Below are 11875 nucleotides of genomic sequence, written 5' to 3'. Positions count from 1 at the left end.
CTTCCAAGTGCCGCATCCGGGCCGCCGCCCGCATCGCGGCCCCGCGCCTCCGTTCGGTCGGCCTACGGGGCCACCGGTGGTTCTATGTGTCCGCCGAACGAGGGACGAACCGCAGCGCGAAATAGGCGGCGGCCCATGGTGCCCCGTGGGCTTCGACGTCCGTGCTGCGCAGGATGTCCAGTACGACCGGCCCCTGCAGAAGCACCAGACAGGCCCGGTCCGTGTGCGCGATGTGCACCAGGAATTCCCGGAGCCGCCGATCGGCGGCGCCTCCGTACGGTACGGCACGGCCGATCCGGGCACGCGCCTCCTGGTCGCAGAGGGCCTCCAGTACCGCGTCGGCCGCCTGCTGCCGACCGGAGCCGACGAAGACGGCGACCCGCCTGTCCTGCGAGGACAAGAACTCATTGATGTCCTCGGCTGCGCGCAGCTCGACCACGGCGGCGCTGCTGTTCATGATCGGTGCCTCCTCTCGGCGGTCGAGTTCCCTCAAGACGGGCGATAAAGCATCACACGTACCGTCCGTTCGCCCGCCGGGGGTGATGTGCGGTGGCCCGGTCGGGGCCGCCGCCGGAGTCGCGGGGTTCCTCAGCCGGCGGTTGGCCAAGACGGCACTGCCGCTGGCGTCCGCGGTGATCGTCGCCAACGGCGTGCGGGGCAGCTATCTCCATCCCCGGGGCATCGGGCAGAAGCCCGGTGGTTGGTCGAACTGGCGTTACAACATGGAGATGGGGCCGCCGCTGCTGGTGACCATGGTCGGCGGCATGGGGCTGCTCGCGGCGGTCCTGCGGCGCGAGCAGTGACCGTGGTGCACCCCGGGCAAGCCGAAGGCGGGCGCTTCCCGGGATTCGACGTGCGGGAGCAATCGGCCCACTGGGACCAGGTGACAGCTGGGGTGGTGCTGTCCCGTCTGGGCATGCCGCCGGACATCCGGTTCTTCGCCCCGCATGAGCAGGCCGTCGCGACTGCCTTGTCCGACCGTCTCGTGGACCAGAACGAGGACTCGCGGCTGCCCCTGGTGGCGATGGTGGACGCCCGGCGGGCCGAGGCGCAGACGGACGGGTAGCGCTACCAGGACATGCTCGAGGACGGGCAGGCGTGGCGCGATTCGCTGGCCGCCCTGGACGCCGATGCCGAAACAGCACACGACCGGGGCTTCGTCGCCTGCTCATCGCAACAGCAGGACCGGCTGGTCCAGGCAGTGCAGGACCTCGGCACGGATGACTGGCACGGCATGAACGCCAGCCGCGTGTGGACCTGTGGACCCGGTACTTCTGCACCGCCTTCTACTCCCATCCCGTGGCGTGGAATGAGATGGGCTTTCCCGGCCCTGCCTATCCGCGCCGATACATGGGCTGCCCCAGGCTCGGCGCCGAGTTCATCGCCGCGACTGGCGGCGACATGGACGCTTTCGGCAGCGCCGACCGCCTGGCCGGCTTCGCCGGCCTGGCATCCAGGCCCCGCGACTCCGGCCGTGTCAGCGGCAACCTGCGCAGGCCCAAGCGGTACCACCGCGGCCTGCTGCGGTCGATGTACCTCTCGGCGACGGTCAGCATGACGACCTGGCCCGCCTCCAAGGCGTTCTACCAACGCAAGCGCGACGAGGGGAAGGGCCACAAGCAGGCCCTGCTCGCTCTCGCGCGCCGACGTCTTAACGTCCTGTGGGCGATGATCCGTGACGGAGAGTGCTATCAAGGCTCATCTCCCGTCGCGGTCGCGGCTTGACAACACGATTGGGAAGTCCTTTCCGGTGAGGGAGTGGAGGTCGATCGCGTCGGCCATCGCCTGGAGGCCGGCGTTATTGAAGTGCAGGTGATCGCCGGAGTCGTAGGCCGGCAGGATCCGGTCGGGAACGTCGGGGTCGCGGACGACGGCGTCGAAGTCCACCACCGCGTCGAAGACGCCGCCATGCCGGGTCGGTTCGTTGACGGACTGCCGTACGGCCTCGCGGGCCTCGGTCCAGCCGCCGTTTCCGCCGTACGGCGTGATCGTGGCGCCGACGACACGGATGCCATGGGAGTGGGCGCGGGTCACGATCTCGCGGTACGCGGCCTCGAAGGCGGCGGGGTCCGTCTGGTTGGGTCTGCCCCTGATGTCGTTGATTCCCTCCATGACGATCAGCGCGCGGGCACCGCTGCGGGAGAACACGTCGCCGTCGAGCCGGGACAGGGCGCTGGGGCCGGTGCCGTTGAGCAGCACGCGGTTGCCCGCGATGCCCGCGTTGAGCACGCCGAGGCGTTCGCGCGGGGGCAGTTGGCGCAGCCGGGCGGCGAGGCGGTCGGGCCAGCGGTGCTTCGCGTTCGACGTCGATCCGGAGCCGTCGGTGATCGAGTCGCCAAGGGCGACGACACTGCGAGCGGCCCGCGCGCCGAGCACGTCCACGCCGGTCAGGTAGTACCAGAAGCCGGTGGTCGCGGTGTACGCGGTGCCACCCTGGTCCGCTGTGTGGTCGCCGCCCGGTGCGGGGAACGAGGTCTGCAGTGCGGAGCGGTGATACGTTGCGGGCCCCGAGTCGGCGGGTGTGTACAGGCTGAGCAGCAGGTTGGTGTCCGAGGGGACGTGCAGGGGGACCGGGTCGCTCACTGCGTCCTGTCCGGCCGGGACCGTGTCGGAGGCGGCACCGCGGAAAGTGATCGGACGCAGCGTTCCCGCAAGCGCGTTGGAGCTCTTCGGGGCGCCGGTCTCCTGTATGGCGACGGTCGCGGCGCCGAGTTCGAGGGGCGCCGTTCCGAGGCGGTTGGAGACCCGGATCCGGACGGCGCGTCCGCCGACGCTGGTGTGGATCACGTCGTCGCGTATCGACTGGCCCGGCAGCTCGGTGGCGATGCCCGCCGCCGCGGCCTCCCAGGTGCCGGTCCAGCCGGGTCCGCCGGTCGCTCGCCGGAGAGGGCAGGAGGGGCGCAGCCAGGGCGACCAGGAGAGCCACGAGTAAGTGGCGGACCGTGACCGCATGACGCGGCGTCCTTCCGGTGGGATCGGCCGCAGGCGACCGCAATACATCGGATGAGTCAAGAACTTCGGTGAGGATTATTGATGTGTGCATGAGATTTGGACTGACTCACTGAGCATGAGCAAGCTGGCATGTAGCCCTCGTGTCAAGGTCGTTGACAGGTCTCCGGGGCATGCCTAGGTTCCTCGATACACCCGATGTCTCAATGACCGTCAGTTCTGGAGGACGATGATGACCTCGCAGCCGGGGGAGCGCTCGCAGGTGCCCCGCAGAGTCGTACTCGGCACCGCGCTCGGGGGAGCCGCCGCGGCGGCCCTGCCCGGGACGGCCCACGCCGAGGAGACCGGCCGGGCGGTGCGGTCCGATGGCCCAGCCGCGGTGGCCCAGGCCCGCCGAAGGCCTTGGAAGCTCCGCGACACCATGAGCGGCGATGGCGCCTGGGAAGGATTCCTGCGCCGCCAGGATCTGCTGTGGAGCAGGCTGCCCACCCTCTGGTACGAGGGTCCGTTCCTCGGCGACGGACTGCTCGGCAGTATGGTCTACCAGGAGCCGGGCACCAACCAGGTCCGCTTCACCGTCCAGCACGGCCGAGTCCAGGACCACCGGCCCGAGTTCGGCAGCGGCTGGGGCACGTGCCGCTTGCCCGTCGGCCACCTCACGCTCGAACCGGTCGGCACCATCACGTCCGTCGACTGGCGGCTGAGTCTGTGGAACGCCGAACTCATCGGCACCATCACCACCACCGCGGGCACGCTCACGCTCTCCGCCCTCATCCACGACGAGGTCCTCGCCGCCCGCGTGACCGCCGACGGCGATGAACGGGTCACCTGGACGTTCCACCCCGAAGAAGCGCTCAGCCCCCGGCGCATCAGCGAGGCTCCGCCCGCCGGCTACACCCCCAATCCGCCCTGGACCACCGGGACCACCGCCGACGGCACCGAGCAGGTGCTCCAGCCGCTCACCGGCGGCGGCCAGACCGCCACCGGGTACCGTCGCACCGGCCACGACCTGCTGCTCAGCGTCGGACACAGCTCGCCCTCCGGCACCGCCGCCGAAGCCGCCTCGCTGCACAACCTCCGGCGCGCGGCGTCGTACAGCGCCCTGAGGCGACGGCACACCCAGTGGTGGCACGCGTTCTACCGCAAGAGCTTCGTCTCGTTCCCCGACCAGCGCCTGCAGAGCTTTCACTGGATCCAGCTCTACAAGGTCGCCTCCGCCAGCCGCGCGGGCGGCCCCGTCATGGCCACCTCCGGGCCGTGGCTGGAGCCCACTCCTTGGCCTGCGGTCTGGTGGAACCTCAACGTCCAGCTGGAGTACTGGCTCATCCACGGCTTCAACCACCCGGAACTGGACTCGCTCGCCACCACCCTGCGCCAGAACCAGGAACAGCTCATCGCCAACGTGCCTGCCGCCTACCGCGCCGACAGCTCCGGCATCGGCCGCAGCTCCGACATGTTCGCCAACCGCGGCGTGGGCCAGCCGGGCACCGGAGCCGAGACCGGCGACCTCACCTGGGCGCTGCACAACGTGTGGCTGTCCTACCGGCACTCCATGGACAAGACACTGCTGCGCGACACGATCTTCCCCGTGCTGCGCCGGGCCATCAACTACTACCTGCACTTCCTCACCCCGGGTAGCGACGGCAAGCTGCACCTGCCGAGCACGCTCTCGCCCGAATATCCCGTCGTGCCGCCACAGGACACCAACTACGACCTGGCCCTGATCCGGTGGGGCTGCCAGACCCTCATCGAATCGGCCGAACTGCTCGGTATCGACGACGAGTTGACCCCACGCTGGCAGGAGGTCCTGGCCCGGCTCACGCCCTACCCCGTCGACGACAACGGCTTCATGATCGGCGCCGACACCCCGTACGCGCAGTCCCACCGGCACTACTCGCACCTGCTGATGGTGTACCCGCTGTACCTCGTCAACTGGGACCAGCCCGGCAGCCGGGACCTGATCGCGAAGTCGGTGACCCACTGGCACGCGCTGACCGGCGCCCACCGCGGCTACAGCTACACCGGCGCCGCCTCCATGTACGCCATGACCGGCGACGGCGACACCGCGATCGCGTACCTGAGGAAGTTCTTCGACCCCACGACCCGCTACCCGTGCCGGGCCAACACGCACTACACCGAGGCCGGTCCGGTCATCGAGACACCGCTGTCTGCCTCGCAGTCGCTGCACGACATGTTCTGCCAGAGCTGGGGCGGTGTGATCCGCGTCTTCCCGGCCGTCCCGTCCTCCTGGGCGGACGTCACCCTGCACGACTTCCGCACTCAGGGCGCCTTCCTCGTCAGCGCCGTCCGAAAGGCGGGGACGACCCGGTTCATCCGGATCAGGAGCCTGGCGGGCGAGCCGCTCAAGCTCCGGCACGGTCTGACCGGGACCCTCACCGTGCTGCTGGACGACGGCACTCCGGCCCACACCCACGATCTGGGCGACGGCATCCTCGCCATCGACCTGCCCCGGGGCCGCGAGGTGCTCGTCCACTCCGGCTCCCGTCCCGACCTCGTCATCGCGCCCGTCACCGTCAGCGAGCCCGGCGCGGCCTGGGGCCTGCCGTAGCCGACGCGAGGGGAGGGGGCCTGTCGCCGGCTCCGAGGCGGTCCAGCGGACCTGCCTCGGAGCCGGCGACACGCGTGTTTCCCCGCATCGCCGGTCAGGGCCTGATGGTCAGCCAGTCCAGCCCGGCCACCCGGCCGGTGCCCTTCGCCACGACGTAGAGGTCGTGCGCTCCGGTGACCGTGTGCTTGAGGGTGACGGACCGCTCCTGCCAGTCGCCGGAGCCGGACACCGGCACCTCGGCCACCACGCGGTCGTCCGGGCTGTCCAGGCGCAGCTGAAGTGAGCAGCCGCGTACGCACTCCGGGGCGAGGCGCACAGCGAGATGTCCGCCGTTGATGTTCACCTGGTGGAAGCCCACCCGGTCGCCGCCGCGAAGGGAGACCGACGCGGTGCCCCGGTCGGCGCCCCGGACCTCGGTGGCCTGCTCCGCCTGGAGGGTCGAGGAGGCGTCGGGCCCGTCGCCGTAGAGGCGGATGTCGTTGACGACCCAGGGCGCGGGCCCGCTCGCGGTGAGCGTGATGCGGAGGTGGCGGGCGGTGGTCTGACGCGGGAAAACCGCGTCCTGGGTGAAGGAGCGGCCGGAGACCCGGGCGAGCGGTTCGCCCCAGTGCCTGCCGTCGCGGCTGAGGGAGACGGTGAAGCCGTACGGCTGGCCGCTGGTGTCGCGGCCGGCGTCGAGGGAGATCCGGTCGAAGGTCTTGTCCTCGCCGAGGTCGACGGTCAGGGACTGGCCTGCGGTCTGCGGATCGACGGCTGTCCAGCGGGTGTTGATGTCGCCGTCCACGGTGGTGGAGGCATCGGTGCCGTCGCTCGCGGTGGCGGTCCATGAGCCGTGCCGCACCCGCTCCTGGCAGCCGGGCAGATCGCAGCCGGTCGACCAGACGGGGGCGCCGAACTCGTAGGCGCCCTGGTCGGGAGCCGCGCCCAGGACGTCGGTGGTGACGCCGTCCACCACTTCGCCCGCGTCGATGGCGGGCGAGCGCGGCGTCAGCCACAGCTCGCCGTTGACGGCGTCCGTATATCCGGGCTGATCGCTGATCAGGTTTGAGCGGACGACCGGCAGCGGGTCTCCGGCCTTCGTCGCGGTGACCGGCTTGGGCCCGACGATGTTGCTGAAGTACGAGCCGGACGCGTCGGTCGCGCCGCCGAGCGCGACCGAGGCGACGTTGATGCCCACCCCGTAGCTGGAGTTGTGGTCCTCGTTGGCGATGCTGGGACCGGTGTGGCCGTTGAAGAAGACTCCCCGACTGCCGGTGTTCCAGGCGACGTTGTGGTGCAGCAGGAAGTGACCGGAGTAGTTGTCGACGTAGTAGCCGTTCTGCCCGTCGGCGTCGTGCGCGGTGTTGTGGTCGATGGAGGTGCCGGAGCCGTTCAGGCTGCAGCAGACGTAGAAGGGCGAGCCGTCGCGGGAGGTACGCATGGCTTCGGAGATGTCGTTGTAGGCGATGTGGTTGTCGTGGAACTCGGTGCCGTTGAGCTGCCAGGCGGTGTCGATGGCGGCCCGTCCGGTGCGCCGGACCGTGTTGTGGGTGACCGTGTGGCCGTTGCCGTTGATCTCGATGCCGGGGGTGTAGCTGCCCATCCATCCGACGTCGTGGATGTAGTTGTCGGTGACGGTGTTTCCGGTGCCGCGGACCAGGACGCCGTCGCCCGCCGACTGGGAGATCTCGCTGTGCTCAAGGGTGTTGCCGGTGCCGAGGATCTGCACGCCGGAGTCGAGGATGCGGGAGGCGACGATGTGCCCCTCGAACGGCGGGATCGCGAGGTCGCCGTCCGGTGGCATGGGCAGTGTGGAGAACTCGGAGATGTATGTGGCGTGCAGTCTGTCGACCACAACTCCCGTACTCGCCGGGCCGGTTCGCAGGGAGGTGCCCCACAGGTCGAGGCCGCGCACCGTGACGTACGAGCTGTCGCTGAGGTCGATGCCCCACAGCCGGTGCTTGGCGGTCACTGTGTGTCCGGTGATGCCGCCCTTCGGCGGGAGCAGGTAGAGCCGGTGCGCGGCTTTGTCGTAGTACCACTCGCCGGGTCGGTCGAGGGCGGCCTTCGACCCGACGAGGTAGTAGTTGCGGTAGGTCTGGTTGCCCATGCACAGGGGCGGGCAGCGGTAGTTGCCGCCCTTGAAGTCCAGGGTGCCGGGTGCGGTCGTGGTGACCGTGCCGGTCTGCTGGGCCCAGGGGTTGGATCCCGCCCACAGGTGCACGGTGGCGCCGTTCCAGTCGGCGTCGGGCAGGTCGGTGTCGTCGATGCGCTGGTCGGTGGAGGTGGTGTCGGCCTCGGCCCAGGTGGTGTTCAGCGGATCGGCGCCGGAGTTGGGCCAACGGCCCTCCGCCGCACGCTTGTTGTCCAGGAAGACCGCGTTGAAGTCGGGGTCGGGCGGCAGGTTGGTGTCGGCGGCGACGAGTCCGCCGCCGGCGTCCTTCCAGCCCGTCACCCGCTCGGTCCCGTCCACGGTCACCGGTCCGTCGCCGTAGGCGGCGATCGTGATCGGGGCGTCCTTCGTACCGGAGGGAGGCGTGAGCTGTTCGTGGTAGGTGCCGTGATGGACCAGGCAGGTGTCGCCGGGGCGGACGCGGTGGAGGCAGGCGCCAATCGTGCGCAGGGGGCTTGTCCGTGTGCCGGTTGCGTGATCGCTGCCCTGGGGGGCCACATGGTACGTGTGTCCTGATGATGCGGAAGATGCCGCGTGCGCCTGGACCGGGAAGGTCAGCAGTGCGGTCACGGTGGCCAGTACGGACAGGCGTCTGATCCTCACGTTCCGTCTCCGATCGTCGGATGTGCGGTGGTCGGGGCTTGGGAGTTGTCAGGGAGGGGCGCCGCGGCCGGGGGTTCGCGCCAGGTCCTCTCGGCTTCCGGTCCGGCCGGGAGACCGAGTACGGCACACCTCAACCAGTGCTCACCGGGCGGGAGTCGACCGATCAGTGTGGGCAGCGCGGTGCGTCGGGCGAGGACGTTCGTGCCGGGCAGGCAGTCGAGGACCTCGCCCTCGCGCCGGCCGTCGAGGTCGTGCAGTCCGGTGAGTCCCGCGGGAGCCGCCACCCTTGCGTACGCCGACCCGGTGTCGCGGTCCGTGCCCGCGTCCCGGTCGACGGCGAAGCCGCCCTCGGCGGTGTGCAGGGCGCGCCCGGTGCGGATGTGGTGGGTGCGCACATGCCAGGGTGCGGCGGCGGTCAGCCAGGTGGTGATCTCCACGTCCGGCCAGGGGCGCCAGGTGCTGCGGACCGTGTCCGCCGTGACCTCGGGCTCGGCCGGTTCCTCGCGCACCCGGTAGTGCGCTCCGCCGTCGTCGCTCAGCGCCAGCATCGAGTCGTGGGCGCCCTGTTCGAGCCCGCGTGTGCCGTTCGGCAGGCTGAAGCCGAAGCGGGTCGAGTAGGCGAACTTGGCGTATTTCTCGGCCCCATGGCGTACCCACGGGTGGTGCTGACGTCCGGCGAGCAGGATCACGTCGCTGGACGCGCGCAGGAGGACCGCTCCGGCGTGCGGCTGGGCACTGACGGTGGGCAGCGCGGGGGGCGGCTCCTCCTTGGCCGTCCAGAACGCGTGCCCGGCGGGCAGTGCCAGCGGCAGATACGTCTTGAGGGACCAGTAGGGGGAGCCGGACGCGTTGTACTGCTCGGCGAGCGCGGGCTGCGGATAGCCGTACCCGATGGAGAGCAGCCCGTCGGGCCCGGTCACCGGCCGCCCGTTCCACCAGCGCAGGTGCCGGAGCAGATACCCCTTGACCTCGCCCCACGGCAGGACGTCCACGCCGGCGAACGGCAGGGCGCCCCAGAAGGCGGCCTGGGCCCAGCGGTAGGTCAGGCTGCGGCCGTACGGGAGGGCGGCTCCGTCGTCGGCGAACCAGTGCCGGAAGTCGCCGACGAAGCGGGCCGCACGGTTCTTGAAGCGGTCGCCGCCCGTGAGGGTGTCGTGGAGCAGGCCGTAGAAGTGCATCGCCCATGGGATGTAGTAGTCGCGCCGTTCGGTGGGTCCGTCCGAGTACCAGCCGTCGCCGAGCCAGAAGGTGTCCAGGCGGTCCAGGCGTGCGGTAACCAGCGAGCGGTCGTAGGGCACTCCGACCCGGTCGAGACCGAGGCCGACCAGCACCGGGAAGAAGTGCCAGTTGTTGTCGGGGGTCTCCCGGGGCAGTGCGCTGAGCAGCCACCGTGCGAGCCGGTCGCGTTGGGGGCCGCTCAGCGCGTCCCACCACTGCTGGGGGGCGAGCGCGAGGGCGAAGCCGATGGCGGCCATCTCGACGATGCGCTGGTCGCGGTCGAGCGGCTCGCCCCAGTACTCGGGGTGCGCGGGATCGCTGCCGTGAGCGAGCCCCTCGACCCACAACTCGGCGTGGGGGACGGCCTGTTCACCTGCCGCGAGGGGTGCGAGCCCCCAGAGGGGCCGGGCGAACGCCTCCAGTTCGGCGGCTGTGTCGTCGTGGATCGCGGTGTTCACACCGAGCCGTACCCGCGCCCGGCCCGCACTGAAGCGGGACGCGATGGGCTCGGTCAATTCCCTTACCTTGGTGGCGAGTTCACTCCGTGTGTCGTCCATCAGCGCCTCTCCGCGTATCGGCTTCTCTCCGCTCATCAGCCCTTCTCCGCCCCGGCCAGCAGCCCGGTGCGCAGGAAGCGCTGGGCGAGGACGAATCCGATCAACAGCGGTGCGCAGGCCACGAGTCCGGCGAGGGCCGCCTCGGGCTGGTGGATGTCGAGGTCCGCGAAGCCGCTGGAGTTGTTGACGGCGCCGGTGGACTGGAGCAGGGACATCAGGCCGAGTTGGAGGGTGAAGGTGCGGTCGTCGGAGAGCATGACGAAGGGCAGGAAGAAGTCGGTCCAGCACCGCACGAAGCCGAAGAAGGCGATCAGGGCGATGGCGGGGCGGCCCAGCGGTACCGCCACCGACCAGAACAGCCGCAGCTCACTCGCCCCATCGATACGTCCGGCGTCCAGCAGACTGTCGGGCACATTTGCCTGGAAGTGCAGGAAGGCCAGGTAGACGCCGAAGGGGTAGAAGGACAGCGGCAGGATCACCGACCAGACCGTGCCGGTGAGGCTGACCGCCGACATCTCCAGGTAGAGCGGGAGCACCAGGGCGGCCGGGGGCAGGATCATCGTCACGATCGACAGGGTGAGCAGGATCCGGCGGCCGGTGAAGTCGTGTTTGGCCAGCGCGTAGCCGGCGGGCACGCACAGCAGCAGGGCGAGGGCCACGCTGGCCGCCGCGTAGATGACCGAGTTGCCGATCCACAGGGTGATCTCACCGTCGTTGTACGACGTCAGGTGCGACCACGCGTCGCCCACGTTGCCCAGGGAGCCGAAGCCGAGCGGTGAGCCGGTGGTCAGGTCGTCGGCCGTACGCGTGGGGGCCAAGAGCAGCCACAGCAGGGGGAGTCCGAAGAAGACGGCCGCGCCGAACAGGAACAGGGCGCGGGCGCCACGCGAGAGAGCGGTCATCGCCTCGTTCACCGAGAATCGGGGGAGTGGGTGGAGTACATGCGCGTACGGGTGATGACGATCCACGCGGCCAGTACGCCGACGGCGAGCATCGCCAGCGACAGCGCGGCGGCCTTGCCGAAGTCGCCGTCCTGGGTGGCGTAGACATAGGCGAGCTGGTTGACGGACCAGGTGGGGCTGATCTGGCCGGGGGCACCGGTGGAGAGCACGGTGGGCTCGACGAACACCTGGCTGCCGGAGGCGAAGCTGGAGATCAGGACGAAGGCGACGTACGTACGGACCATCGGCAGTTTGACGTGCCACATGGTCCGCCAGGCGGAGGCACCGTCGACCTGTGCGGCCTCCAGGACGTCCTTCGGGAGGGCGTTGAGTGCTCCGTACAGGACCACGATCCAGCCGCCGGCGTGCACCGCGACGCCCATCACGGTGAGGACGGCTACGAGGCTGCCGCCGGACAGGGCGTCCGTGGCGCTCCTGATGTCCATCAGCTTGAGGAGAGGGAAGAACGGGCTGCTGTCGGGGCTGACCATGAACAGCCACAGCAGAGCGGCGGCCGAGCCGGTGACGGCGCCGGGCAGGTAGTAGACGAGTTGGAGCGCGCTCGTCGTGCGGCCGGGGCGGGCGTGCAGGGTGAAGGTGAGGGACACGACGGTCAGCAGCAGGATCGGCAGCCACAGCAGGAGGTAGGTCGTCACGTGGGTGGCCGCGTCGCCGAGCCGGTAGTCGTGGAAGACGGCCGCCCAATGGCCGTCGGAGAAGGAGCCGTTGACGACGAAAGAGGTCCACAGGGCGTATCCGGCGGGCGCGAGCCCGAAGACTGCGAGGAACAGCGCGTAAGGGCCGACGAGGATCCAGACGGCGGCGGTGGGGGCGAGGCGGCGTCGACGGCGGGACGTCATGGTGGGTTGCGCGACGACGGCCACGG

Annotated in this window: 9 protein-coding genes and 2 pseudogenes; 5 read left to right on the top strand and 6 right to left on the bottom strand. The window is 70.1% G+C overall.

Going from position 1 to position 11875, the window contains the following annotated elements:
• Positions 1 to 82: 82 nt before the first annotated feature.
• Positions 83 to 457 carry a hypothetical protein gene (locus tag ACIRB1_RS45505; protein WP_403469849.1) on the bottom strand — a complete coding sequence of 125 codons (375 nt, stop codon included), beginning with the start codon at positions 455 to 457 and terminating at the stop codon, positions 83 to 85.
• A gap of 85 nt (positions 458 to 542) precedes the next feature.
• On the opposite strand from ACIRB1_RS45505, the gene ACIRB1_RS45500 reads away from it, so the two are divergent.
• The 4 genes and pseudogenes from ACIRB1_RS45500 to ACIRB1_RS45485 all read left to right on the top strand — a co-directional run.
• Complete coding sequence (locus ACIRB1_RS45500; protein WP_403469848.1) at positions 543 to 803, top strand: hypothetical protein; 261 nt, start codon at positions 543 to 545, stop codon at positions 801 to 803.
• 50 nt (positions 804 to 853) lie between these two features.
• Positions 854 to 1066 carry a hypothetical protein gene (locus ACIRB1_RS45495; RefSeq protein ID WP_403469847.1) on the top strand — a complete coding sequence of 71 codons (213 nt, stop codon included), beginning with the start codon at positions 854 to 856 and terminating at the stop codon, positions 1064 to 1066.
• 12 nt (positions 1067 to 1078) lie between these two features.
• Positions 1079 to 1243: pseudogene (locus tag ACIRB1_RS45490) on the top strand (gluconate 2-dehydrogenase subunit 3 family protein); the annotation flags it as partial.
• 122 nt (positions 1244 to 1365) lie between these two features.
• Positions 1366 to 1725 (top strand): annotated as a pseudogene (locus ACIRB1_RS45485) (transposase); the annotation flags it as partial.
• On the opposite strand, the gene ACIRB1_RS45480 reads toward ACIRB1_RS45485, so the two are convergent.
• Positions 1699 to 2952, bottom strand: a complete 1254-nt coding sequence (locus ACIRB1_RS45480) for an SGNH/GDSL hydrolase family protein (protein WP_403469846.1) — start codon at positions 2950 to 2952, stop codon at positions 1699 to 1701. The pseudogene ACIRB1_RS45485 and the gene ACIRB1_RS45480 sit on opposite strands and share 27 nt — an antisense overlap.
• 229 nt (positions 2953 to 3181) lie before the next feature.
• On the opposite strand from ACIRB1_RS45480, the gene ACIRB1_RS45475 reads away from it, so the two are divergent.
• On the top strand, positions 3182 to 5518 hold the full coding sequence (locus ACIRB1_RS45475) for a glycosyl hydrolase family 95 catalytic domain-containing protein (RefSeq protein WP_403469863.1): 2337 nt from the start codon (positions 3182 to 3184) through the stop codon (positions 5516 to 5518).
• A 94-nt stretch (positions 5519 to 5612) separates the two neighbouring features.
• Here the strand turns inward: ACIRB1_RS45475 and ACIRB1_RS45470 are convergent, their stop codons facing one another.
• Genes ACIRB1_RS45470 through ACIRB1_RS45455 form a run of 4 tightly spaced genes read right to left on the bottom strand, consistent with a single transcriptional unit; the run spans position 5613 to position 11873 of the window.
• Complete coding sequence (locus ACIRB1_RS45470) at positions 5613 to 8273, bottom strand: discoidin domain-containing protein (protein WP_403469845.1); 2661 nt, start codon at positions 8271 to 8273, stop codon at positions 5613 to 5615.
• The gene (locus ACIRB1_RS45465; RefSeq protein ID WP_403469844.1) at positions 8270 to 10084 is read right to left on the bottom strand and encodes a DUF2264 domain-containing protein; all 1815 of its coding nucleotides are present in this window, start codon (positions 10082 to 10084) and stop codon (positions 8270 to 8272) included. Before ACIRB1_RS45465 ends, ACIRB1_RS45470 begins: the two co-directional genes overlap by 4 nt.
• Positions 10084 to 10950, bottom strand: coding sequence for a carbohydrate ABC transporter permease (locus ACIRB1_RS45460; protein ID WP_403469843.1), 867 nt, complete (start codon positions 10948 to 10950; stop codon positions 10084 to 10086). Before ACIRB1_RS45460 ends, ACIRB1_RS45465 begins: the two co-directional genes overlap by 1 nt.
• Before the next feature lie 8 nt (positions 10951 to 10958).
• Positions 10959 to 11873 (bottom strand): carbohydrate ABC transporter permease, encoded by a 915-nt coding sequence (locus ACIRB1_RS45455; protein ID WP_403469842.1) that lies wholly within the window; start codon positions 11871 to 11873, stop codon positions 10959 to 10961.
• Between the last annotated feature and the right edge of the window lie 2 nt (positions 11874 to 11875).

The sequence above is a fragment of the Streptomyces sp. NPDC096013 genome, from assembly GCF_044763565.1.
In the GTDB taxonomy this organism is placed as follows: Bacteria; Actinomycetota; Actinomycetes; order Streptomycetales; family Streptomycetaceae; genus Streptomyces.
The sequence above is the reverse complement of the archived record's forward strand: the minus strand, read 5'-3'. Positions and strand labels throughout refer to the sequence as shown.

What these genes read in the sequence shown, in the direction of transcription:
- ACIRB1_RS45465 (WP_403469844.1), bottom strand. Translation starts at nt 10,084, where the DNA reads ATGAGCGGAGAGAAGCCGATACGCGGAGAGGCGCTGATGGACGACACA.
- ACIRB1_RS45500 (WP_403469848.1), top strand. Translation starts at nt 543, where the DNA reads ATGTGCGGTGGCCCGGTCGGGGCCGCCGCCGGAGTCGCGGGGTTCCTC.
- ACIRB1_RS45475 (WP_403469863.1), top strand. Translation starts at nt 3,182, where the DNA reads ATGACCTCGCAGCCGGGGGAGCGCTCGCAGGTGCCCCGCAGAGTCGTA.
- ACIRB1_RS45460 (WP_403469843.1), bottom strand. Translation starts at nt 10,950, where the DNA reads ATGACCGCTCTCTCGCGTGGCGCCCGCGCCCTGTTCCTGTTCGGCGCG.
- ACIRB1_RS45505 (WP_403469849.1), bottom strand. Translation starts at nt 457, where the DNA reads ATGAACAGCAGCGCCGCCGTGGTCGAGCTGCGCGCAGCCGAGGACATC.
- ACIRB1_RS45480 (WP_403469846.1), bottom strand. Translation starts at nt 2,952, where the DNA reads ATGCGGTCACGGTCCGCCACTTACTCGTGGCTCTCCTGGTCGCCCTGG.